A 22,340-nucleotide genomic window follows, 5' to 3' on the forward strand; every position below is an offset into this window, starting at 1 on the left:
TGCGGATGCTGCTCCAGCCAGCGCAGCATCGCGCGTTCGGTGGCGACATTCAGATCGTCTGCGGCCCAGTCGTATAGCGATCGCATCACCGCGATGGGATCGCGCATCAGGTCGGCGTAGTGCAGGTCGAAGAAACGGTCATCGCCGATGCGCCGGCGGGTCTGCAGTGGTCGGGTGACGTGGGCGCGGAGCTGACGCAGCACGTTTGCCACGACCACGTCGACGTCCAAGTCGGCACCCATCACCGCACGGGACAGATAGTTCAACCGCAGGAAGGACGCAGCGGCGGTGTACGGGTCACGATGCGCCCAGACGATGCGCGCATCGGGAAACGTCGACAGCAGCGCCTCGATGTGGACCGCGTGCGACGGCATCTTGAGCGACCAGGTCCCCGGCGCCCGCGATTGCAGCAGCTGCAAAACGATGCGCTCATAGGCATACGTGCTCGTCATGTCCGTCGCCAGAAGCCATTCCGCGTAGGCGGGGGTCGGCATGAAGGCTTCCCAGAGATACGCCTTGAAATCCTGGTTCTGCACGAAGATGCACTCGGTGGGTCCGTCGGCCTCGTCCCAGTGGACCATCGGGATGTTGGCCGCTTTCAAGCCCTCGGCCAGCACCTCGAGCTCCGCCTTCTTCTTGAGGCAGCGCGGATCGCTGCGCAACGTGTCGGGTGTGGATGGCGGCACCGAGTCCTCGGCCTCCCAGGTCAGCAAGGACCGGCGGCGCGGATCTTGATCGAGCAGGTAACTCGCCAAGGAGGTGCCCGTGCGGGGCAACCCGAGCACGATTAGGGGACGGTCGATCTGCTCATCGGTGATCTCGGGGTGTTGCTTGACGTAGTCGATGACGCGCAGCCGATTCCACAGTGCGTCGACGAATTGCCCGTAGACGAAGTCACGGCCGCCCGGGTTGACTCCGGGTGCGGATTCGCAGGTCTCGATCAGCAGCCGCAGGCCCGGCTGCCACGAGTCCTGGCCGAAGTCGTCTAACCCGGCGCGCTCGCAGGCCCGGGTGACGAGATCGTCGAAGCGTGCGGCGGTGCTCGAGGAAAGCGACGTCGTCATGGCCGCCGATACTATACGGCCGTAGAGAACAAATGTTAGGTTATGAATGCGCCAATCATGGAGGATGAACCAACCGATGCCACCGTCACTTGACGAACTCGTCAAACAAGGGGAGGGCCGCCAGGACGCCGTCGACATGGGCGACGGCATCTTCATGTCCAAGAACATCGCGAACAGCTACCTGGTGACAACGCCCGACGGCGACGTACTGATCAACACGGGCACGGACTTCGAAGCCGACGAGATCAAAGCGCGGTTTGCGCGCGTCAGTTCCGGACCGCTGCGGGTAATCACTTTCACTCAGGGCCATCCCGACCACGTCGGTGGGTGGAGCCTGTTCAACGACCAGGGCGTCCAGACGGTCGCGCAGGCCAACCACCGAGACGTGCGTGAGTACTGGCGCCACCTGCATCCGTTCTACGTACGACGCATCATGACGTTATGGGGCGCATTCATGGACGTCGACACGGCGGCTGCGCAACTTCCACCCGAACCCGTGCTGACCGATTCATTCATCGACAGTCACGCTTTCGAACTCGGCGGACGACGGTTCGAGTTGTACGCCACCCCCGGCGGTGAGACCACCGACGCCCTGGTGGTCTGGCTGCCCGAGCACCGAACAGTATTCATCGGCAACCTAATGGGCCCCTTCTTCGGGCACGTGCCGAACCTATATACGTTGCGAGGCGACAAGATTCGCAGCGCCATCAGCTTCATCCACTCGGTGGATCATGTCATCGCTCTCGCACCGGAAACATTGTTCAACGGTCACGACATGTTCCGCGGCGGAGACGAGATCGAAGCGACGTTGACCACGGTGCGCGACGCGACGACCTACTTACGTGATCGCACGCTCGATGGCATGAATTCCGGTTCTGCCCTGTGGACTTTGATGCGTGATGTCACCCTGCCCGCGAATTTGACGCTGCCGCAGATGCACGGGAAGGTGCCGTGGATCGTGCGGGCGATCTGGGAGGAGCATGTCGGGTGGTTCCGCTATGAGTCGACCACCGAGCTTTACGATGTTCCACCGTCATCGGTGTGGTCCGACATCGTCGACCTGGCGGGCGGAACTGACCCGCTTGTCGAAAGAGCCCACGCCCACGCCGAGGCGCGACACCCGCTTCAGGCACTGCACCTGACCGACATCGTCTTAGCCCAATCGCCGGGCGATGCCGCCGCGTTGCGGGTGAAACGCGCAGCGCTCGAACAGCTTCTGGCGGCCAGCGGCCGGGAAAACCACAGCGAAGTGCAGTGGCTGGAGCACGAGATCAAAACCACGACAGCCGAGGAGGATCGATGAAGGCCGAAAACCTTTACCACACCGGCATCGTCGTCGACGACCTCGGCGCGACCATGGAATGGTTCACCAAGGTCGCCGGCTACGCCTGGACCGACGTCGTTGAGGTCGAGCAGGTGGCGCAAACACCGGCCGGCGAGGTGACCATACCGATGAAAATGGTGTACTCGGGGGCCGACCCACGGCTGGAGCTTCTGCAGACCGTGCCCGGAACCATCTGGACTCCTGCGAATTCCGGTGTACACCACATCGGTTACTGGTCGGACGACGTCGAGTCCGATCTCGCGACGCTGGAGAGCAGCGGACTGGACGTCGAAGTCAAGTCGTACAACCCCGACGGATCCAGGACGTTGCTCTGGGCGTACACCAAGGGTCAGAGTGGGCCGCGTATTGAGTTAGTCAGCCGAGCCATGGAGCCGTTCATCAGCTACTGGTGGTCCACCGCCGGCAACCCGTAGCGGGGGCATCACCGCCTCGTCGACGTAGCGCAGATACTTCCAGGCGATGTCGGGTGGGATGCCGCCGCACAACGGCGCAAGCGTGAGCATGCCACCGTCGTGAACATGAGCGATCGCTTCATCGGCGGTGAAGATGCGATGCGTGCGTGACATTGCCCGCAACTCATCGACATCGCTGACGTAGGCGATGCCCGCCGTTGTCTGATCGCCCGGGTTCCACTCGGCATAGACGCGGGCATCATGCAGCAGGTGGGCTCCGATCTCCCGCCAGGCTAGGTCGACGTCGGGGGCGACGAAACACACGCTCGGCGTGTCGCGATCAGGCAGCAACGTCATACCCGGCTGATGGCCGTGCGCACGACAGGCGGCTTCGTATGCCTCCTGTGAACCGGGTACGTTTCCTTGCGCGAGATACCCAAGTCCGTAACGGCCGGCGCGTCGTGCCGCAGCCAAACTTCCTCCGCCCCACATCATTAGCGGCCCCTGCGGCGAGAACGGTGAAGGTGTGACCCTGATTCGGCGTCCCTCATGCTGCACCACCTCGCCGGCAAGCAGCCGACGCAGCAGGCCGAGCTTTTCGTCGGCCATTCGTCCGCGGGCCCGCAGGTCGAGCCCGAAATGCTGGTATTCCCCAGGCCGATAACCGAGCCCGAACACGTAGGTAGCGCGTCCCCTGCTGACCACATCCAGTACGGCGATCTCTTCGGCAAGCCGAACCGGGTCGTAGAACGGGAGGATGACGATGAGCGTCATCATCAACTGCTTTGTGCGCGCGGCGATGGCACTGCCGAGGATCAATGGCGTGGGCAGATAGCCGTCCGGCGAGCCGTGATGCTCGCACAGCACCGCCGCGAGGCAGCCCCGTGTTTCGGCCCACGCGCACATGTCGATAGCGGCCTCGTAGAGCTCGGTGGTCGTCGCCCCGAAATCGGGCGCGCGCATGTCGAACCGCATCGAATACATGGGCCGTTACCTGATATTGACTCTCTACGGACGGATAGACTCCGCGGCCATGACCGTACCTCATCCACCGCTGGCGGGTCGGCGCATTCTGATCACCGGCGGCGCCACCGGTATCGGTGCGGCCGCGGCGCGGGTGTTGCACGACGCGGGGGCGCGCGTGGTCGCGACATACCATCGCACCGGTCCTGTCGGCGACGTCGCTCCGGTGACGTGGCTGCAATGCGATGTCCGGGATGCCGAGGCGGTCGATGCCACCTTCCGTGGCGCAGTAGCGGAACTCGGCGGCCTGGATGTACTAGTGAACGCCGCCGGCCTGTGGCAGCCCGGAGTACCCGGACACATCAGCAGCGACGAAATCGACTTTCTGCTGGAAACGAACATCAAAGGAACGATTCTCACCAATCAGGCGGCACATGCGGTGATGCGCGGCAGCGGTGGACGGATCATTAATTTCGGATCCGCCGAGGCGGTTATGGGCAGCCCAGTCGCCGCGGTGTACGCCGCTACCAAGGGCGCTGTTCAAGCCTGGACCCGATCGGCGGCCAAGGCGTGGGGCGCGGACCGAGTGACCGTCAACGCGCTGGCGCCGGCCGTTCAAACCCCGGGCGCAGATCGGTTCCGGGAATTCCTGGGTGCGGATGCCGCGGAGTTCATGGATCAGCAGATGAAACTGTCAATCCCGCTCGGCGGCAAGCTTGGTGACCCCACCGATGACTTGGGGCCGGTGTTGGTATTCCTCGCCGGCGATGGAGCCGGGTTCATCACCGGGCAGTTGATCCCCGTTGACGGCGGTCTCGCCATGGTCGGCGGCTGAGCGGAGCGCCTCCGATGGACCGCCTCGGCATCGAGATGCTCTGTGTCTTTGGCATGCCACTAGTCGAATACGTGCACTTGGTCTCCGATCTGGGCTGCCGCTATATCACCACCGGGATGGTCGGATTTGCGCCTCTGAAGACACTGGGCTACCAACCGTTCTCGCTGCGGGACGATCCTCGATTGCGGCGGGATCTTCTTGCGGCGATGGATGACCGCGGCGTGTCGATCTCATTGGGGGAGGGCCTGCTTATCGCGCCGGGCGTCGACGTTCACTCATATGCCGCCGATCTGGACATCATGGCCGAACTGGGTATCCCGCGGATCAACACGGTCAGCTTGGAGCCGGACCGGGCCCGCACCTTCGACGAACTTGCCCTGCTGACCGACTTGGCCGCCGAGCGGGGCATTTTGACGAGCGTCGAACCCGTTCCCGGTCTCGCGATTGCAAACCTGCCCGCCGCCATGGCCGCCGTCGAGCATGTAGGCCGGGACGAGATCAGCCTGCTAATCGACACGATGCATGTCGCCCGCTCGGGTGCCGGACCGGACGACCTTCGATCGCTGCCCGCGGAGCGGATCGGTCATGTGCAGCTCTGCGATGTCCCGTTGCGGTCCACCAGGCAGCACCACTACGCCGAGGAAGCCATGTATCACCGCCTGGCGCCCGGTGAAGGCGAGTTGCCACTGGTCGAGATGCTCGCGGCCCTGCCGCGTGATCGCGTCGTCGGGTTGGAGGTGCCGATGCGGTCTCGTGCCGAGGCCGGCGTCAGCGCCTACGACCGGTTACTGCCCTGCGTCAAGAGCGCGCGGGCGCTGCTGGCTCGCGCTCACGAAACCGAGCCGCCACCGCATTAGCGGCACGTGCAACGCCGCCAGAAACCCCAAACATCTGCGCAAACGCGTATCAGCTACCGAGGCCCTTCTTGATGGCGTCGTCTTGTTTGTGGCCAACGTCGAGGACGAAATCCGACGGTGCCAGTGCAAATGACGGACCATCGAATTCCAGGGTCACGAACGCCTTACCCTCGGTGAAGAGCAACACCGTCACTCCCTTGGAGTGATCCGGAGAAGTTCCCGAGATCGTCGCGCCGTCCACCCCGACGTCGGCCGATAAGGGTTTGGCGAGCAGGGCTTCGTGCTGAACCGCCTTTGCCGAATCAAGTGCATTCGCAGCAGCCGCGGGGTCCAACGTGATCTGGATAGTGTCGATGATCGTGTGGCTATGGTCTTGATCGCTGAAGGTTATTGTTGCGCCCTGCTGGCCATTCGGGTTCTTGACCGGTGGGCTGGCAGTAAAGGGTTCGGGTGCGCCGATATCACTGGCTTTGATCAGCAGCGAGGTGTAGTCGCCCGGCTGGGCGGCGTGGGTCGAGGTGGTTGATCCCGATGGCGGCGTCGAAGACTTCGAATGGCTGCTGCAGCCGGCCGCCGCCACTCCCGTCAACGTTGACGCCACGATCACTCCGGCGATCACCGGTCGAGAAATCCTCATCGGGCCGAACTCCCTTCCACCGAGCTAATCGGGAAACCGTAACCCAGGGCGGATTTATCTGGTCGGAGGATGCCATTCGACCCACGCCATGGTCTGTCCTACGAGAGATCGCTGCGTGCGGCCTCGGAGATGATGTCGACCACAGTTTGCGGTCGGGTGATCGGGGGAGCGTGATCGGAATCCCGGCCTGGTACAGACCGGCGATGACCCGACTCCAGCTGGATCCGTCGGCCCAAGCGCCATGGACGAGTTCACCGTGGGCGAAGACTTTTGAGGTCTCATGTCAGACGGCTGCGACTCTCGCCGGCGTGTAAAGCCCGCTTCCGGTGACGAACGGAAGGTCGAGCGTCGTCCTGATTCCGGGCGGCGCCGCGACCACGGCTGGGATGGCGTTGACGATCCGGCCCGCGGCCCCGACGATCGCCGCGTGGTTGTGATCGCCCTTGCGGCTGGTCGGGCAGATGTCCACGGTGTAGGACGGCTCGCCGATGATTTCCACGCGATACGAGCCGCCAGGTTGGGCCGGTTGCGCCCAGTCGGGTCGCAGGTCCTCCCGCAACCGGGTGATGTGTTCGACGACTATGGCCGGTCGCCCGTTGGCCATGCCCTTGATTTCGAACTGCAGCGCGGCCATCGTCCCTTTCGCGACGCGCCCCACCGCGATATCGAAGTCTTCCGGCGCCGGCTCGCGCTGGTAGGACTCGGTGATCTCGTGCAGTTCGATACCCAGACCCATGGCCAGCTGGCGGATCGCCGCACCCCAGGCGATGCTCAGCACGCCCGGTAACAGCAGCATGGGCACGTCGTCTAGGGGCCTGCCGAACCCCATGTAGTGCATGACCTCGGCGCCGTCATAGGTCGCGTAGTCGGCGATCTCCATACAGCGCACCTGTTCTATCTGCTGGCAGGTGCTTGCGAGCGCGAACGGGATCAGGTCGTTGATGAATCCCGGGTCGACGCCGTTGATGAAGATGCTCGAATTACCTTGTTGAGCAGCATCTTCGACGCGGGCGATGTACTTGTCGGGCATCACCCCCCATGGATACTGCAACATCCCCGGCGACGACCCGACGACGTTGATGCCGGCGGCGAGGATGCGCATGACGTCCTTCATCGCCTCGGGCAGACGCGTGTCGCCCATCGCACAATACACAACGCATTCGGGGCCGGTGGCGAGCACGGCATCAAGGTCGTTGACGGCCGCGATGCCGGTGGACACGTCCACCCCGGCGAGTGCTCCGGCGTCCTTGCCGACTTTCTCCGGCGACGAGACGCACAGCCCGGTGAGTTCGAATTGCGGATTGGTGATCAGCTCGGTCAACGCCAGACGACCGACGTTTCCGGTGCCGACGTGGGCGACGCGGATCGCCATGGGTGTCCTCCGTTCCTGGATGCGAGCGCACAGACGTTTCTAGACGCTAGCGGGCTGATCAAACAGTTGCACCAGTGGATGGGATCGCACTGATAGACAGACAGAAATTTAAGTTTTGAAAGCGGCTTGACGGGGCATAGTAGATCCGTGAACCCACATCATCTCGTGAGCATCCTTGGCACCTCGGCCGCCACTGCACTAGCGATAATCACCGCACCCACCCCATTCGCATCTGCCGACCCAGCCGCAGCTAACGGAGCTTGCCCCGATGCTGAGGTGGTGTTCGCCCGCGGTACCAACGATCCGCCGGGCCTCGGCGATGTCGGGCAGGCATTCGTCGACTCGCTGCGCTCGAAAGTCGGCGGCAAGTCACTCGGGGTGTACCCGGTCAACTATCCGGCCAGCATGGATTTCAGTACCGGCCTCGACGGTATTAACGACGCGGGCACGCACGTCGAGCAGATGGCGGCGAACTGTCCCAGCACCAAGATGGTGCTGGGCGGATACTCTCAGGGCGCGGCCGTGATGGGTTTCGTCACCTCGGCGACCGTACCGAACGGCGCACCGGCGGACGCACCCCAGCCGATGCCCGCCGACGTGGCAAACCACGTAGCCGCGGTCACCCTGTTCGGAACGCCGTCAAATCAGTTCATGAACATGGTCGGTCAGCCGCCGATCGTCATCGGCCCGCTCTACGCGGCCAAAACGCAAGAATTGTGCGCCGCAGGCGATCCGGTCTGCTCTGACGGCGGGGATTGGGCCGCACACGACCACGCATACGTCAACAGCAGCGTGATCGACCAGGGCGCAACGTTCGCAGCGAGTCAGATCTAGACGCTCGTCGGCGCATCGGACAGCTTCACCAGCCGCACTTCGGGCCGGGCCGGGACCTCGTCGGCGAGAAACCACCGGAAGGCGAGGTTGCCGCGTGGATAGTCAAGCGTGGTCAGGGAATTCGGGTGCGCCGTCATACCCCGAGAGACCACGATCGTGACTGAGTCGTCTGCGTTGAGTACCGCGCTGTGGCCGTTGACCGAACTGCGCGCATCGGTGACGCCGTAGGTGGCCATGAATTGGTTCCACACGACCAGGTTCCAAAACCTGCACCGCGGTGGCCGATGGGTGATGACGAGCGCCTCGTCCTCGTCGAGCACGAAACTGCCGTAGGAATAACAGGCGTCACGGGCCGACCAGCCGAAGTTGGCGTCCGGGACTTGGTAGGGGTCGGCGAACTCATTGGCCGCATGCGCGATCTCGTGGCCCAGCGCGTGCGCCTCGTCGACTCGCACCCCCACGGCCAGCGGGAGGATCGCGAACATGGTGCGCAGCCAGGCGGCACTGGCCCGTAGCCGCGTGGCCGTCTCGGCATCGCCGTGCCGAATCGGTTCCGGTTCGTCGAGCGCCTCGATGCGCCAGCTGACCCGGCGACCGGTCAGCGGGTCGGCCTGGTAGTCGCGGGTCATCAGAACGGCCGCATCGGGTGTGGGCCCGAGCTCGAACGAGAAGTTTCCGGCTGCGTCGATCTCAAGGTCGTCGTCGCGCACGATCGCCACGATGCGGTCCGACCAGGCGCCCGGCGACGGTTCGTTGTAGGCGGTCAGCGAGAAGTAGACGCTGTCGCCGCGGTTGCCGCTGATGCGATAGCGGCGCTTGGGATCGACCGGGCACAGATAGTAGTAGGCGTCGGTGTTGTCGCCTCCCCAGCGTCGGTCTCGTCGGAATGGCGTATTGACTGCGACGAACACGGGTCGACTGGGCTCGGCGAAGAGGTAGGTGTCGAACGCCACGCCCAGTGTGGTCGCGATCATGCGGTAGCCGTCGGCGATGTGCCGGTCGTCGGTGACGGCGCGCTCGCCGTCGAGGAAAGAGCGGTCGAGGCTAGCCAGGGTGTCCAGCAACTCGTGCCATGCGGCGGTGGACTCGTGCGTCAGGTCACTCATTAGCGCCGCTCCTGCTCATCGCTTCGCTCTGCATCGTCGTCGGTGCGCATGCGCTGATTCCTCTCGTGATGAAAACGGCGGTGCGGTCTACCCAGGATTCGTCGAGTGCGTCCCCGCGGGTGAGCAACGCCAGGAACGTGGTGCCGGCGACGACTTCGACGAGTTCGGCCGCCGTGACATCGGGCCGCACCTCGCCGCGCGCGACGGCGTCCGTCAGGCGATCCGATAGGCCGCGGGACAGGATGTCGCCGAAGCGCGCCAGCAGGGCGGAGTGCAGCGTGAGATCGGCCGCCATCTCACCGACCAGGCCGGGCAGCGCGGCCCGCGCGGCCGGGGTGGTCAGCACCTCGGCGGTCCTGCGAACCATCTCGCGCACGTCGCCGGCCAGCGACCCGGTGTCGGGCAGCGCGGTCGCGTCGCTGATCGGGAACACTGCCTCGTGGACGAGGTGTGCCTTGCCGGGCCAACGCCGGTAGATCGCCGGTTTGCTGGTACCCGCCCGCCGGGCGATCGCATCGACCGACAGATCGGCGTAGCCCGTCTCGGCGAGCAGCTCGACAGTGGCGTGCAGCACCGCGCTGTCGATGCGCTTATCGCGGGGTCGGCCAAGCTCTGTCGTCATTACGAAACTCAGAGTAACATAAGTCGCCGTGACCGACGCCGCTCCAACCCTCGTGCACCTCGACGACCTTGCTGAGCCCCGCTTCAGTCCCCAGGTCGAGCAGATCCGCAACATGATGGCGGCGATGGCGCCAGAGTGCCCGCTGGACGCCGAAGCGCTGCATACCAAAGCCAAGGCCGATACCGGGCTCACCGACTTCGGGCCTGACGATTACCGGGAACGCCTCGACGTCTACCTCGCGGCGCTGCAAGAGATCGGCGGCCTGCACGGGCCGGGAATCGTCAACTTCCACGCGCAGCTGTTGCAGTGGCTCAAGAACCGGCTATTGCTCAACGATCTGCTCGCGCGACACCCCGAGATCCACGACATCGAGCTGCTACCGCCGGTGGTCATCGCGGGCCTACCGCGCACCGGGACCACCCACCTGCACAACCTGCTGGCGGCGGCCCCGACGTTCCGCACCATCCCTTACTGGGAGAGCGCCGAGCCGTTCCCGCTGCCCGCCGAGCTAGGGGTCGAGCCTGATCCGCGCAAAACCCGGATGGATGCCGCGGTCGAGTTCATGAACGCCGCGATGCCGCACTTTCCGCTCATGCACGAGATGACGACCGAGCACGTCCACGAAGAGATCCAGCTGCTGGCCAACGACTTCTCCACGATGTTTTTCGAGACCCTCGCACACGTGCCGCGGTGGCGCGAGTACTACTTGGCCCACGACCAGACGTCGTCATACCAGCACCTGGCCGTCCAATTAAAAGCGCTGCAGTTTCTGCGCGGCGGCCGTCGCTGGCTGCTGAAGTCGCCCCAGCACCTCGAGCAGCTGCCGGTGCTAGATGCCGTCTTCGCCGGGTCCATCGTGCTGTGCACCCACCGCGACCCGGTGCCCGTAGCACTGTCGATGATTGCGATGATCACCTATACCGCGCGGATGCATTGCTCGCCCGTGCCAGTGCACGAGATCGCGGCATCGTGGGTCGAACGCCTGCAAATGATGCTGGAAGCGCTTGTCCGGGACCGTAATGTAATCCCGCCGGAGCGGTCCAACGACATCCGCTTCGACGACTTCATGGCCGATGAGCTCGGCGTCGCCGAGCGGGTGTACGACCTCGCCGGCGAGCCGCTGACAAACGCGGCTCGCACGGCGATGGCCGGTTACCTATTGGGCCACCAGCGCGGGCGGTTGGGCCGGATTGCAACGTCGGCCGAAATGTTCGGACTCGACGAGAATGACCTGCGCTCCCGGTTCACCCGCTATCTGGAGCGCTTCTTGACGTGAAGGCCGGCCGACCTAGGTGGTAGCGACCCCGGGCGCGTCCGGGGCCGGCGCAGGGTCCGGCGGCGGAGGCAGTTCGTTCTGCACGGGCTCGACGGGGTCAGGGCCGGGCGGGGGCGGCGCCGGCGGCGCGGGTGGCTCGGGAGCCACCACGTCCACCAGAACCGGACCAGGCGCCGGCGGTGGGGCATCCTCCGGTGCATCGGGATCCACCGGGAGGTACATGTGATGGGTGAACTGGCGCTGATAAGCCCCGCCGCCACCAATTCGCACGCCACCGCCTTCACCGCTGGATACCGGTGTTCCATCCGGCAGCGTCACCGCCGTGTGACCGCCATTCCAGCCGATCACCAAAGCGCCCGGGGCGGTTCCGTATTTGAAGCCGCGCGCCAACAAGGCCGATTCTTCATTCCCGGTGTTGAACCTATCGCCGAAAGCCGGCCTGTCGGTGGCCACATTCGATACCAAGGAGGCCAGACCCGAACAGTCCGTTCCGGCAGAGGAATAGCCATGGCTATACGGCGTGCCAGACATCTGCTGAAGCACTGTCATCAGCGTTGCTAAAACAAACATGCGCCGGGACGTTAACAACAAGATCAAAAATGGCCAAAATCTGTGGCGACCATCACTTTTCATATCACTGAATGGCCTGCGCTACATTTCTTCAGGAAAAGCGCTGCTAGATAAGGGTTCAGAAGCCACTTATTCAACACGTGTGGAAGATTAAGCAGTTCTTGGCCTTTCATTGATTTTGGTCTCAGTTTCGCAAACCATACGGCAGAAACGGTTTCAGCGAAAGAGTTGTTCTCGCTGGTGAGCACTATTGCGTTGCAACGCCTTTGTGCAGCGCGTTTCGAACCGGCGATCACGACATGGTGTCGTCCGCCACTATTCGGCAGGCGGCAATTGGCGTGGGCCGTCAGCTGCACGCACCTCGGGTGGTCCCTCGCGTTTAGTCAGACCACGCTGCGGCTCAGGCTGCGCCAACGACAAGTCGTCTACATGCTTTGCCGATAGGCGCTGTGACGTCACAGGTTGCGCTGCAACATATTGCGCATCGGGGTGATCGTCGTCACTTGCACTGACAGCAGCCGATCCGCTTGAGGGGCCCTGTTCGGCACTCTCCTCGGTATTGACCGCGATCTTGTGAGTACGCCTGAGCGAGAAGGTGATTTCCTCGACCTCCTCGAATACCTGGCGTGCGGTGCGCAATGGATGGGTCGAGGTGTCGATCGCGCGCGCAACAAAGCCCGGAACCAGCGGACGAATCCAGCGGGCGGCGGCTTTGGTGACGTCGGGGATGGTCGGAACCGGCGACGTGGCTGGCACGTCGCGCGGTTCAACCGTCGCGGGCAGGTTCGGCGTCTCGGTCGCGGCCTCCGCCTCAGCAGCGATCGGTAGATAAATGTCTTCCTCCACCGGCTCAGCGACGGGTGTCGCGCTTTCGAGCGCGGCGTTCACTCGCCGGCGAAGCTGCGCGCGGTCGATCTCGGTCTGTGCTTCGACGGCCAGGCGGGCTTGGGCGAGTTGCTGTTCGGCCCACAAGGTTTCGGCGGCCGCGTGCACCTCGGCTCGTTTGACCGCGATCGCGGTCTCCGCTTCGAGCTCGGCGCGTTCGCGTTCGGCATGGGCTTTTGCGTGGCGATCGTGGGCCGTTTCGCCGCGCCACAACCGCAGGATCAAGGGCAGCACGCTAAGCAATACGAAGAACGCGATCGTGAGGAGCCGCAGCGTGAGTGCGCCGGCGCTGGCCAATGTCAGGTCGTGCATAGCAAGCCACCGCGCGGCCAAGCCATGGTCAGCGTCCGCGCTCGCCGATTGGCGCGCTTGGGACAGCGACCGCTCACCGTCGGCGATCTTCGAATCCAGTTCAGCAGCTTGGCGGTCGCGAGCGGCGATGGCGGTGTCCAGCTCTCGCTGGGAGTCCGCGAGAAGGTCATTGGCCGTTCGGGTTTCGGGTCCGGAACCGGGCACCCCGGTGATGCGGGTCTGCGGGCAGGCCGGAGTGGGGTGGTATTCGCAGCGTGCGACGACCAGCGCCTCGTCTCGGTGGATACGTGCGGTGTCTACGGCCTTGTCGAGTGTCACCCGGGCGTTGCGCAGCTGCGCCAGGTTCGTCGATGCCTGCGCGACCGCCGGCACCGACTCGGCATTGCGTGTGACCTGCAGCTCCAGCTCACGGTCGATGGACCCGGAGAACACCGCGAGCGCGGCGAATTCGCCCACGACCATGCCGACGGCAACTGCTACCAGTCCACGTCCCACGATTCCGCGCAACCCGCGCGTCGGCCCGCTCGCAACCCCCCGGGTGATCGCGCCTACCAGCACGCCGAACACCAGGGTGAACGGCATGATGGCCAGGACCGGCCAGCGCGCCGCTTCCAGTATGGCGAGCGTCGTCACGAGCCAGGCCAGTACAGCGTCGAGGATCACGACGACGCCGGCGATCGCATGTGCCGACCGCTCGTGCCGTGCGTCGAGCTCGCGGCGCTCGCGGGACTCTTTGGCACCTAACCAGGTGAGCATCGGAATCAAAACACCTCCAGGTTGTGTCAGCCTGACAGACCAAGGCCGGGATAGAAAAATCAGCGGGACGATGTGTGGTGCGGCTAACAGCGCGACCAGAATCGCTCAGGCCGGTTCGCGGCAGTGCGACAGCCGAATTCTCTCATAACGTGCGCCGCACACGCTGCCAGCGTCGTACGTTTTCCTATCGAGGTGGAGGAGTAGCTTCCCGGCAAACGACAACGGGCAAAGGAGCGCGGTGTGAGATTGCGGCGGTTCGTTCTGGTGGTGGGGGCAGTGGTCCTGGTCGTCGGGATCACCGGATTATTGGCGCCGGTCTCGGTCTCGGACAGCAACGGCGGCAGCCTCGGATGCGGCAACGCCGCGATCTCCGACCTGTCCAGCGCTCGCGAGGCAAACAACAAGTCGGTGGCCAGCATTCCGATTCTCAACCAGATCGTCCCACACACCGATTTCGTGGCCGAATGCCAAGCAGCACTTTCCGGCCGGCGGTCGTGGACTGTTCCGGTGACCGTGATCGGCGCGATCGCTGTGGTCGCGGCGTTTTTCGTGCGAGGGGGTCGATCAGCCGGGGTCTGACTCGTTTACCCACGGCGTATTTGCCGCACACCACTGGCACAGGAGGCTCCGGCCGACACGATCGGATCAGCCGCGGTGTCGGAGGTGACGTGAGACGGTATCTACTTATGCAGGGCTACGACTATGTGAGCTACGAGGCTTTCGGACGGCGATTCTTCGAAGTGGCTGTGACCGAGGAACGCGTCGGCGCGGCCTTCGCCGCGTTCGCCGGCACCCAGTTCGACATCGAACCGATTGCGCAGGGGCCGGGCAAGATTGCCAAAGTCAGCGCAAAGGTGACGATCGAGGAGCCTCAGGTCAGCCGTAACGTAGCCGACAGCATCACTTTTGACATCCATATCCCACTTCTCATCAATCTGCTTCTCGACCTACGACTCGACAAACAGCGGTTCCGGGTTGACGGTGACATCGCGTTGAGCGCGACAGCGCGCGCTGCCGAACCGCTGCTGCTGATCGTCGACGTCGCCAAGCCGCGGTCGTCGGATATCACCGTCCACGTGTCGTCGACAAGCATCCGCGGCGAGTTGTTGCGCATCATCGCCGGCGTTGACGGGGAGATCCGGCGCTTCATAGCGCAATACGTCAGCGAGGAAATCGATTCGCCGCAATCGCAAAGGGCGCAAGTCATCAACGTGGCAGAGCAACTCGATCAGACCTGGACCGGCGTCTGACCGCCGGTTTATCGCGCGGCCGCGCCCGGGCACGCAAGCCATCAGCGTTCCAGTCAAAGGGAGAGTGACGCCGGGTGGCAGGAAGCTGGCGTGCAATTTAAATCGGTTCGGCGACCGGATGACCTACAGGTCGAGGGTGAGTCGCTGTTCCTTTGCCGCGCGCGAAATGCACACCAGCATCATTCCGTCGGCTCGCTCGGGCTCGGTCAGCAGCGTGTCGCGGTGGTCGACGCGGCCGTCGAGCACCCGGGTACGGCAGGTCCCGCAGAAGCCCTGTCGGCAGGAGTACGGCGGCCAGACATCGGCCCGCTGTAACGCCGACAGCAGTGTCTCCTCGGCGCCGACCTGCACTGTGGCGCCTGTCGAGGCGACGCAGACGCTGAACTCCTCGCCGTCGATCACCGGAGGTGCGGCGAAACGCTCGAAATGCAACTCGACGTTGTCGCGGCCCGCGAGCTGAGTGCGAATCGCCGTCAACATCGGGGCGGGTCCGCAGGCGTAGACGGCCGTGCCGTCAGGGCAGTCGCCCAGCAGCTGAGCCGCCGTCGGGACGCCGTGCACGTCGTCGGTGCGGATTTCGACGCGATCGCCGAACTCCGCCACGTCGTCCAGGAACGGCAGGCTGTCCCGGCTGCGGCCGGCATAGATTATCGACCACTCGACGCCGAGGGGGTCGACGTGCCGCATCATCGGCAGGATCGGCGTGATGCCGATCCCGGCGGCGACGAACCGTAAACGCTGCGCGGGGGATCCGTAGCCGGGCACGGTCAGCGGGAAGGCGTTGCGCGGTCCGTTCGTGGTGACCTGGCTGCCAACACCGAGGACGTCGTGCACTTCGGCCGAGCCGCCGCCACCGTCGGGAATGCGCCGCACCGCGATCCGGTAGCCGTCCGGGCGGGTGGGGTCGCCGCACAGCGAGTATTGCCGCACCCGCCCACTGGGCAGATGGATGTCGAGGTGCGCACCGGGACGCCAGGGCGGCAGTGGCGCACCGTCGGCGGCGGCGAAGGTCAGCGTGACCACGTCCTGATCGTGGGCGACCACCGTGCGTCCCACCACGGTCAGCGTGATGCTGCTGTCGTGATCGGCCGGCGCAGTGACACGCCTGATCGATCGCGACAGCACCCACAGTCCCGTTACCGCAGCGTCGGCCAGGCCGAGCAGCACGTCGTGCGACGAACGACCCGAGGCGCTCGGCGGGGCCTGCCGGAACCGCTCGAAGACCCCCATCAAAGATGTGCTGCGCGCGCTGCCGGGGAGCTTGCCAGGTACGCGACAGCCTGCGCCGTCGACCCCATCTCCTCCGGTGAGAAGCCGGGCCGAAAGTACATCAACGTGTTGGAGCCGAACAGCTTTCGAAAAGTCGGCAGCAGTCCGTGCTTCGAGTCCATCGCCCGCAGCCATTGCGTCTTCCACCAGCCGACGTCGATGTCCGGGTCGGCTTTCATCAGGTACCAGGTGCCGCGCTGGAAAAACACGAACACCATCGTCACCGCCATCAGCATCGAACGAATCCGGTCGGGGTAGCTGTTGTGGAAATAGGCGGCGACGTCATGGGCGACGCGGCGGTGTTCGACTTCTTCGCTGCCGTGCCAGCGGAACAAGTCGGCGATGACGGGGTTTGCGCCGTAATCTTCCCAGCGGCAGCTGAGGACGAAGTCACCGAGCACCGCGGTGTAGTGCTCTATCGCGGCGATGAGCCACAGCCGGTCGCACAGGTGGCTGAGTCGGCGTTTTGGGTCGGGAGAGGTACTAGGCGCCAGCGTGCGGGAGAAGATGAAATCCACCTGGTCAAGCAGCGGCTTGGGGTCGATGCCGCGGGCCATCATCAGTTCGTGCAGAACCTGGTCGTGGACGTCGGCGTGCGTTGCCTCCTGGCCGATGAATCCGCGCATGTCCTCGGCCAGTTTGGGATCTTTGACCAGTGGCAGGGCCTCGTTGAAAACCGCGACGAACCAGCGCTCGATCGGAGGCAGCACGATGTTGAGCAGGCTGGCGAAATTCGAGGCCACCGGATGGCCGGGAATCCAGTGCAGTGGGATGTCGGAGACGTCGAAGTGCACCTTGCGGGCCTGGATCAGCACCGGTCCCGGGTCGTATTCGTCGTCGAACCGGCGTTCAAACCGGTGACGTCGCAACATGAGACCTCCTCCCGGATTTGGGGTTACCCGCCGACGCTTGCGGCAAAGTCGCCGAGCTGCCCGCGATCGCTGACGTCTAGGACCTCCACCTCGTACCTATCCCGCAACTCCTGGCCGAACGCCACGGCCTCCGGGCCTCCGTCTGTGTCGAGGAGACCCAGCTCGACGATGATGGCCGTGCGCGCCCGGTACTCGGCACGGGGGCTGATCGTGATCGTAGGTGGTGGCCGGTATGCCAGCACATCGAACAAGAGGACCTTGCCGACAACCAGATACGACCACGGCGGATCTACAACCCCCAGTCGCGCCGCGTCTCGCGACACTCTTGGGAAACCACGTGCCCGCGCGATCACGTCCGCGACCTCGATATCGGCGTACCAGCCGCAATCGCAGTCCGGCGCCGGCGGCACGTGCTCTGGATTTAAGCATCCGGCGGAGAACGAGTTCGTCTCCCACGAAATCTCCGAATGGTACGGAGACCTCAGCGCATCCCCGGGGATCCCCGTCCAAAAGCGATAGCCCACGGCAGTTTCCAAGCGGCCGAAACCAGGTGCGGCCAGGCGTCCGTCTAGCCACTCATGCAGCTCGGGCATCGCGGCCTCGATACCGGCGAAGGCGACCTCGAAATCAGCACCAACGATCGGATTCCGGACGTCGACGCACCTAAGCCGGTCGTTATCAACGCCACACACCCGCAACACCCCAACATGTTCGCCACCCAACGCAACCACCAAATCAGCTGCAAGGTGCTCATCACCGACCAGCGCAGCGCGATGATCCGTCGGCACCGGATAACCATGCTCATGCAGCACCGAGCACGCCTGCTCATCGGCGCTATCACCCACACAAGCGGCGGTGCCCGCACTGGACACCCGCACCAAATCACCCAGACCACGCTCCCGCAGCTCGTCAGCGAATAACGTCGCAGCCATCACCGATCGAGCGCGATTGAAACTGCATACAAACGCGACGTGCAGCCGAGGGCTACTCACAATCCGTACCGCTCCCAATGCAGCGCGGCCAAGTCATCGGAGTCCTCCAAATCGAAGTTTCCCGAATGTACGTAACTCGGCTCGAAACAAGATTCGAGTTACGTACACGCAGGCACACGCTATGCCTACCGATTGTTGTCGGGATGGGGCTTATAGGGTCTGGGATAGCACAAATCGGATTGGTTACCTCAGCTGGGTACGAGTTTCCTCGCCGCGCTAGCGTCCATGTCAGGGAGCCTAGTCGCCCGGTCCCGATTTCTCTCTTCGCTTGTACACATCACCACGAGTTAGGCTCCGCCGGTGAAATTTGTGGTGGCAGGCTATGGAAGTCGCGGCGATGTGGAGCCCTGCATGGCCGTCGCCCGGGAGCTGCTGCGCCGAGGTCACGACGTGCGCCTGGCCGTTACTGCGCCGCCTGACATGCTTGCCGTCATCGAGTCCGCGGGGCTTACGGCGGTTCCCTACGGCCGGGACTGGCAGGCGCAGCTGCGCGACGAGGATTTCGTCCGTATGATCCAGAATCCGCTCGGCGCGATCCAGGAAGCCATCGAATATGTTGCCCAAGTCGCGGCGGAGAAGACCGCGACGTTGGTGTCGTTGACAAACGGGGCCGACCTGCTATTGGCAGGCATCAACGAGCAGGGGCTGGCCGCCAATGTCGCGGATTATTACGGCATTCCGCTGGCTGCACTGCACTCCTTCCCGTCGCAGATTTTGGAGCTCGGGTCGCCGCATGGGAACGTAGCGAAGCAGGCTGAACATGCCCAACGCCGGGCACTCGGCTTACCGGAGGCACCCGACCCCTCGATGGGACCGCTGGAGATCCAGGCTTACGACCAGCTGTGCTTGCCCGAGCTGGCAGCCCAATGGGGGGAATTGGCTGGCCGACGCCCCTTCGTCGGGGCGCTGACGCTGGAGTTGCCAACGGCCGCCGACGGCGAGGTCTTGGCGTGGATTGCCGCTGGAACACCGCCGATCTACTTCGGCTTTGGCAGCACGCCGGTCGCATCCCCCGCTGACATGATCGCCGCAATCAGCGCGGCCTGCACACAGTTAGGCGAGCGGGCGTTGATTTGCATGGGCCCGAATGACTGCAACCACATCCCGCATGTCGACCACGTCAAGGTTGTGCGCGCGGTGAAAGGCGCGGCCGCCTTTCCGGCCTGCCGCGCGATCGTCCACCACGGGGGCGCCGGCACCACGGCCTTAGGCCTGCGCGCTGGAATCCCCACCTTGATCCTCTGGAACGGGCTCGATCAGCCGACCTGGGCAGCTGCGATCGAACAACTGAAAGTCGGCCTTGGGCGGCGCTTTTCAGAAACCAACGTGGAAACACTGGTCGCCGACCTACGCTCCATCCTCACTCCGCAATACCTCACTCGAGCCCGTGAGGTCGCCACCCAAATGACCAAACCCGCCGAAAGTCTCGCCAGCACAGCCGATCTCCTAGAAGACGCCGCGCGTCAGGGACGATCTGGATGATCGACGAAGTCGTCACGGTGTTGCTGCGTCTCGAAAGACAGAACGCCCCGGTACCAGTCAACGGTCTCGGCGATCGCGTCCTCCGTGGTGTGACGCGGTGCCCAACCCAGCATTTTGCGGGCCTTCGCAGCAGACAGATACTGGTGGGGTATCTCGTGGCGGGCGGTGGCACGGATGTCCGGTTCCAGCTCAGTCCCCGTCGCAGCTTGCAGCATCTCGACCAATTGCAGCACGGAAAGCGGACTTTCGGTCGAGAAGTTGAACGCCTCGCCTCTAAGTGTTGGGTCCTCGGAGATCGCCTCGACAAGCTGCAGGTAGGCGAACACTCCGTCGATCACGTAGAGATAGTCCCGGGTCATCGTCCCGTCCGAGCGGATCACCGGACGTTGGCCCTTGAGCAGGAGACGTATCGTGCCCGGGACAAGCCGCTCCCAGTTCGTATCTCCGGGACCGAAGAAATTGCCGCACCGCGTTACGACGATGGGGACGTCGTGGATGCGAGCAAAGCTCTGGGCGATGAGGTCCGAGCAGGCCTTGGAGACATCGTAAGGATTGATAGCGAGGAGTGGCATATCTTCTGTATAGGGAAGGACGGTTTGTTCTCCATACGCCTTGTCGCTACTGGCCGTGACGATCTGGCGAACCGTACTGCTACGGCGCGCCGCTTCCAAGAGCGCCCAGGTCCCCCGCACATTGGCCTCGTAGGTGGGCACCGGGTTGCGATTCGCCACTCCCACCTGGGTCTGAGCAGCCAGGTGGAAGACGGTCGCCACCTCGTACTCTCCGAGCATCCGCTCCATGAGGGACTGATCTTCGACCGCCCCCGTGACTATCGACACCTTCGGCCACCACCCGTCCCGTATGGCCGAGGACGGAACGGTGTCGCGAACGAGCACGACGACGCGTGCCCCGAGTGCCGTTAGGGCAGAGGTCAGGTGACTACCGAGGAATCCGGTTGCTCCCGTCACCGCTACCGGGCGTCCGTCCCAGAAGTCCCGGTTGGGTTCGAAGGGTCTGATATTCGTTCCGGTCGTCATCGTTTGTCTGCCTATTGGTCTGGATCGGTTCGGGTGCTGGTCAATCGGACCCAGGGTCCGCGTCCTCCTGCACAGAGCGTGGTCAGCTCCTGAGCATCCTTCTGGGTGTCCATGGACTTCCAGAATCCTTCGTGACGGTAGGCGAACAAGTCGGCGGCGTTAGCCAAGGAAGGAAGAACCTCGCGTTCGAGATCCTCCCCGTCCCAGCGATCGAAGACTCGGCTGTCCATAACGAAGAACCCGGCGTTGATCAGATGGTCGTGCAGCTTCGGCTTCTCGCGGAATCCGCTGACCCTCCCCTTTTCGTCGAGATCGAAGGTTCCGTAAGGAGAAGGAAGAGAAACCGTGGTTACTGTCGCTGCCCCCCCATGGGCGCGGTGGAAGTCCAAGAGGCGGTGGAGGTCGACGTCTCCCAGGCCATCGCAGTACGTGAGAAAGAACTCCTCGCCCAGACGTTCGCGCACCTTCATGACTCGACCACCCGTGTTGGTCTCCTCGCCCGTGTCGACCACCTCGACCTGCCAACTGGCAGGCAGGGACTGTGCGAATTTCCATACCAGCTCGGCCTTGTGACCGGCGGCCAGGACGAAGTCGGTGAAGCCCTGGTCGGCATAGATCTCCATCACATGGGCGAGAACCGGACGGTCTCCGACCAGCAGTAGAGGCTTGGGAACCTCGAGGGTCGAGGGCATGGCTCGGACGCCTGTTCCGCCGCAGAGGATTACGGTCTGCATGTCGCCGCGACGGGGTAAAGAACCGAGCCAGCGCAGAGTTTCATTGATATCTCCCAGGTCAGTTGCGTGGTGTCAATCCTCCGCCACTCTCCTTGCCTGCATAGGACATTCAACGGATACCCGCCAAGACACTCAGAAGGGGGTTGACGAACACCCATTCTGGCATCACAGGATCGAACATGCCCGCTACGCGACGGCCCGCGGCCTCCCGTCGCCCGCAGCGCTCTGTTAGGTTCCGCCAATGAAATTTGTGATGGCAGCCTATGGAAGTCGCGGTGATGTCGAGCCGTGCGCTGCCGTCGCTGTGGAGCTGCTGCGCCGCGGGCACGAGGTAAGCATGGCGGTACCACCGGAGATGCTTGGCTTCATCGAGTCGGCGGGCCTTGGTGGGATCGCCTGTGGGCCAGACTCGCGGAAGGAGATGAGCCCGAGCGCGGATTTGGCCGAGAACGCGATACCGCAGAATCCGCTGGGGGCGATGCTCGGAGTTGCCGAACATTTCACCCAGGTATGGGCGGAGCGCTCCACGACTCTCACGGCGCTCGCAAACGGGGCCGACCTAATGTTGACCGGCATCGTTGAGCAGGGTCTCGCTGCCAACGTCGCTGATTATTACGGCATTCCGCTGGCTGCGCTACACTTTTACCCTCGAGTACCTTCGCGCCCAGATGACTGGATCGGGCGGGTAACAAAGCAGGCGGAAGCCACCCAACGCCGAGCGCTCGGCTTGCCGGAAACAGCTGGACTCTCGACGGTATCCCTAGAGATCCAGGCCTACGATGAGCTCTGCTTTCCCGGGGTAGCAGCGAAATGGGGGGAGCAGGCTGGGCGACGGCCCTTCGTCGGGGCGCTGACGCTGGAGTTGCCGACGGATGCCG

General features: G+C 64.0%; 22 protein-coding genes and 1 pseudogene. 10 read left to right on the forward strand and 13 right to left on the reverse strand.

What is annotated here, in order from left to right; genetic code table 11:
- A partial coding sequence (locus VEI45_RS18345; protein WP_324855765.1) for a sulfotransferase occupies positions 1-1,064 on the reverse strand: 1,064 nt, incomplete at its 3' end.
- Between the two features lie 76 nt (positions 1,065-1,140).
- On the opposite strand from VEI45_RS18345, the gene VEI45_RS18350 reads away from it, so the two are divergent.
- Entirely contained in the window at positions 1,141-2,367 is a 1,227-nt protein-coding gene (locus tag VEI45_RS18350; protein WP_324855767.1) for an alkyl sulfatase dimerization domain-containing protein, read from the forward strand.
- Entirely contained in the window at positions 2,364-2,822 is a 459-nt protein-coding gene (locus VEI45_RS18355; RefSeq protein ID WP_324855769.1) for a VOC family protein, read from the forward strand. Before VEI45_RS18350 ends, VEI45_RS18355 begins: the two co-directional genes overlap by 4 nt.
- Here the strand turns inward: VEI45_RS18355 and VEI45_RS18360 are convergent.
- A complete protein-coding gene (locus VEI45_RS18360; protein WP_324855770.1) occupies positions 2,760-3,785 on the reverse strand; it encodes an LLM class flavin-dependent oxidoreductase in 1,026 nt (341 codons plus the stop codon). The two genes, VEI45_RS18355 and VEI45_RS18360, sit on opposite strands and share 63 nt — an antisense overlap.
- A 49-nt stretch (positions 3,786-3,834) precedes the next feature.
- On the opposite strand from VEI45_RS18360, the gene VEI45_RS18365 reads away from it, so the two are divergent.
- Both VEI45_RS18365 and VEI45_RS18370 read left to right on the forward strand, forming a co-directional pair.
- The gene (locus tag VEI45_RS18365; protein WP_324855772.1) at positions 3,835-4,599 is read left to right on the forward strand and encodes an SDR family oxidoreductase; all 765 of its coding nucleotides are present in this window, start codon (positions 3,835-3,837) and stop codon (positions 4,597-4,599) included.
- 14 nt (positions 4,600-4,613) lie between these two features.
- On the forward strand, positions 4,614-5,456 hold the full coding sequence (locus VEI45_RS18370) for a sugar phosphate isomerase/epimerase family protein (protein ID WP_324855774.1): 843 nt from the start codon (positions 4,614-4,616) through the stop codon (positions 5,454-5,456).
- Positions 5,457-5,505: 49 nt separating this feature from the next.
- Here the strand turns inward: VEI45_RS18370 and VEI45_RS18375 are convergent, their stop codons facing one another.
- Both VEI45_RS18375 and VEI45_RS18380 read right to left on the reverse strand, forming a co-directional pair.
- Entirely contained in the window at positions 5,506-6,093 is a 588-nt protein-coding gene (locus VEI45_RS18375; RefSeq protein WP_324855776.1) for a hypothetical protein, read from the reverse strand.
- Positions 6,094-6,376: 283 nt separating this feature from the next.
- On the reverse strand, positions 6,377-7,465 hold the full coding sequence (locus tag VEI45_RS18380) for a diacylglycerol kinase (protein ID WP_324855778.1): 1,089 nt from the start codon (positions 7,463-7,465) through the stop codon (positions 6,377-6,379).
- Between the two features lie 147 nt (positions 7,466-7,612).
- On the opposite strand from VEI45_RS18380, the gene VEI45_RS18385 reads away from it, so the two are divergent.
- On the forward strand, positions 7,613-8,299 hold the full coding sequence (locus VEI45_RS18385) for a cutinase family protein (RefSeq protein WP_414687523.1): 687 nt from the start codon (positions 7,613-7,615) through the stop codon (positions 8,297-8,299).
- Here VEI45_RS18385 and VEI45_RS18390 read toward each other — a convergent pair.
- Together VEI45_RS18390 and VEI45_RS18395 are read right to left on the reverse strand one after the other, a co-directional pair.
- Positions 8,296-9,396 (reverse strand): hypothetical protein, encoded by a 1,101-nt coding sequence (locus tag VEI45_RS18390; RefSeq protein WP_324855806.1) that lies wholly within the window; start codon positions 9,394-9,396, stop codon positions 8,296-8,298. The two genes, VEI45_RS18385 and VEI45_RS18390, sit on opposite strands and share 4 nt — an antisense overlap.
- A 1-nt stretch (position 9,397) precedes the next feature.
- Positions 9,398-10,027: a TetR/AcrR family transcriptional regulator gene (locus tag VEI45_RS18395; RefSeq protein WP_324855780.1), complete on the reverse strand. Its 630-nt coding sequence runs from the start codon at positions 10,025-10,027 to the stop codon at positions 9,398-9,400.
- Positions 10,028-10,139: 112 nt separating this feature from the next.
- On the opposite strand from VEI45_RS18395, the gene VEI45_RS18400 reads away from it, so the two are divergent.
- The gene (locus VEI45_RS18400; RefSeq protein ID WP_414687524.1) at positions 10,140-11,303 is read left to right on the forward strand and encodes a sulfotransferase family protein; all 1,164 of its coding nucleotides are present in this window, start codon (positions 10,140-10,142) and stop codon (positions 11,301-11,303) included.
- A 12-nt stretch (positions 11,304-11,315) separates the two neighbouring features.
- On the opposite strand, the gene VEI45_RS18405 is transcribed toward VEI45_RS18400, so the two are convergent.
- The gene (locus VEI45_RS18405) at positions 11,316-11,873 is read right to left on the reverse strand and encodes a peptidoglycan endopeptidase (RefSeq protein ID WP_324855784.1); all 558 of its coding nucleotides are present in this window, start codon (positions 11,871-11,873) and stop codon (positions 11,316-11,318) included.
- A gap of 315 nt (positions 11,874-12,188) precedes the next feature.
- Complete coding sequence (locus VEI45_RS18410; protein ID WP_324855786.1) at positions 12,189-13,826, reverse strand: DUF4407 domain-containing protein; 1,638 nt, start codon at positions 13,824-13,826, stop codon at positions 12,189-12,191.
- A 240-nt stretch (positions 13,827-14,066) separates the two neighbouring features.
- Between VEI45_RS18410 and VEI45_RS18415 the strand changes: the two genes are divergently transcribed.
- The gene (locus tag VEI45_RS18415) at positions 14,067-14,405 is read left to right on the forward strand and encodes an aminopeptidase (protein ID WP_324855788.1); all 339 of its coding nucleotides are present in this window, start codon (positions 14,067-14,069) and stop codon (positions 14,403-14,405) included.
- 107 nt (positions 14,406-14,512) lie between these two features.
- Complete coding sequence (locus VEI45_RS18420; RefSeq protein ID WP_324855790.1) at positions 14,513-15,076, forward strand: hypothetical protein; 564 nt, start codon at positions 14,513-14,515, stop codon at positions 15,074-15,076.
- A gap of 123 nt (positions 15,077-15,199) precedes the next feature.
- Here the strand turns inward: VEI45_RS18420 and VEI45_RS18425 are convergent, their stop codons facing one another.
- From VEI45_RS18425 to VEI45_RS18435, 3 genes and pseudogenes are all read right to left on the reverse strand, one after another.
- Positions 15,200-16,306, reverse strand: a complete 1,107-nt coding sequence (locus VEI45_RS18425) for a PDR/VanB family oxidoreductase (protein ID WP_324855792.1) — start codon at positions 16,304-16,306, stop codon at positions 15,200-15,202.
- Positions 16,306-17,217 (reverse strand): metal-dependent hydrolase, encoded by a 912-nt coding sequence (locus VEI45_RS18430; protein WP_324855794.1) that lies wholly within the window; start codon positions 17,215-17,217, stop codon positions 16,306-16,308. The genes VEI45_RS18425 and VEI45_RS18430 overlap by 1 nt, the downstream gene beginning before the upstream one ends.
- Before the next feature lie 545 nt (positions 17,218-17,762).
- A pseudogene (locus tag VEI45_RS18435) lies at positions 17,763-18,209 on the reverse strand (protein tyrosine phosphatase); the annotation flags it as partial.
- A gap of 300 nt (positions 18,210-18,509) precedes the next feature.
- On the opposite strand from VEI45_RS18435, the gene VEI45_RS18440 reads away from it, so the two are divergent.
- Positions 18,510-19,691, forward strand: coding sequence for a glycosyltransferase (locus VEI45_RS18440; RefSeq protein ID WP_324855795.1), 1,182 nt, complete (start codon positions 18,510-18,512; stop codon positions 19,689-19,691).
- On the opposite strand, the gene VEI45_RS18445 is transcribed toward VEI45_RS18440, so the two are convergent.
- Positions 19,673-20,728 carry an NAD-dependent epimerase/dehydratase family protein gene (locus tag VEI45_RS18445; protein ID WP_324855797.1) on the reverse strand — a complete coding sequence of 352 codons (1,056 nt, stop codon included), beginning with the start codon at positions 20,726-20,728 and terminating at the stop codon, positions 19,673-19,675. The genes VEI45_RS18440 and VEI45_RS18445 overlap by 19 nt on opposite strands.
- Positions 20,729-20,739: 11 nt before the next feature.
- Positions 20,740-21,462, reverse strand: a complete 723-nt coding sequence (locus VEI45_RS18450; RefSeq protein ID WP_324855800.1) for a sugar phosphate nucleotidyltransferase — start codon at positions 21,460-21,462, stop codon at positions 20,740-20,742.
- Between the two features lie 241 nt (positions 21,463-21,703).
- Here VEI45_RS18450 and VEI45_RS18455 point away from each other — a divergent pair.
- Positions 21,704-22,340 (forward strand): glycosyltransferase (locus tag VEI45_RS18455; protein ID WP_324855802.1); only part of this gene is annotated, 637 nt, incomplete at its 3' end.

Source organism: Mycobacterium sp., assembly GCF_035623875.1.
Taxonomy (GTDB): Bacteria; Actinomycetota; Actinomycetes; order Mycobacteriales; family Mycobacteriaceae; genus Mycobacterium.

What these genes read in the sequence shown, in the direction of transcription:
- VEI45_RS18350 (WP_324855767.1), top strand. Translation starts at nt 1,141, where the DNA reads ATGCCACCGTCACTTGACGAACTCGTCAAACAAGGGGAGGGCCGCCAG.
- VEI45_RS18355 (WP_324855769.1), top strand. Translation starts at nt 2,364, where the DNA reads ATGAAGGCCGAAAACCTTTACCACACCGGCATCGTCGTCGACGACCTC.
- VEI45_RS18360 (WP_324855770.1), bottom strand. Translation starts at nt 3,785, where the DNA reads ATGTATTCGATGCGGTTCGACATGCGCGCGCCCGATTTCGGGGCGACG.
- VEI45_RS18365 (WP_324855772.1), top strand. Translation starts at nt 3,835, where the DNA reads ATGACCGTACCTCATCCACCGCTGGCGGGTCGGCGCATTCTGATCACC.
- VEI45_RS18370 (WP_324855774.1), top strand. Translation starts at nt 4,614, where the DNA reads ATGGACCGCCTCGGCATCGAGATGCTCTGTGTCTTTGGCATGCCACTA.
- VEI45_RS18375 (WP_324855776.1), bottom strand. Translation starts at nt 6,093, where the DNA reads ATGAGGATTTCTCGACCGGTGATCGCCGGAGTGATCGTGGCGTCAACG.
- VEI45_RS18380 (WP_324855778.1), bottom strand. Translation starts at nt 7,465, where the DNA reads ATGGCGATCCGCGTCGCCCACGTCGGCACCGGAAACGTCGGTCGTCTG.
- VEI45_RS18395 (WP_324855780.1), bottom strand. Translation starts at nt 10,027, where the DNA reads ATGACGACAGAGCTTGGCCGACCCCGCGATAAGCGCATCGACAGCGCG.
- VEI45_RS18400 (WP_414687524.1), top strand. Translation starts at nt 10,140, where the DNA reads ATGATGGCGGCGATGGCGCCAGAGTGCCCGCTGGACGCCGAAGCGCTG.
- VEI45_RS18405 (WP_324855784.1), bottom strand. Translation starts at nt 11,873, where the DNA reads ATGTTTGTTTTAGCAACGCTGATGACAGTGCTTCAGCAGATGTCTGGC.
- VEI45_RS18410 (WP_324855786.1), bottom strand. Translation starts at nt 13,826, where the DNA reads ATGCTCACCTGGTTAGGTGCCAAAGAGTCCCGCGAGCGCCGCGAGCTC.
- VEI45_RS18420 (WP_324855790.1), top strand. Translation starts at nt 14,513, where the DNA reads ATGCAGGGCTACGACTATGTGAGCTACGAGGCTTTCGGACGGCGATTC.
- VEI45_RS18425 (WP_324855792.1), bottom strand. Translation starts at nt 16,306, where the DNA reads ATGGGGGTCTTCGAGCGGTTCCGGCAGGCCCCGCCGAGCGCCTCGGGT.
- VEI45_RS18430 (WP_324855794.1), bottom strand. Translation starts at nt 17,217, where the DNA reads ATGTTGCGACGTCACCGGTTTGAACGCCGGTTCGACGACGAATACGAC.
- VEI45_RS18445 (WP_324855797.1), bottom strand. Translation starts at nt 20,728, where the DNA reads ATGACGACCGGAACGAATATCAGACCCTTCGAACCCAACCGGGACTTC.
- VEI45_RS18450 (WP_324855800.1), bottom strand. Translation starts at nt 21,462, where the DNA reads ATGCAGACCGTAATCCTCTGCGGCGGAACAGGCGTCCGAGCCATGCCC.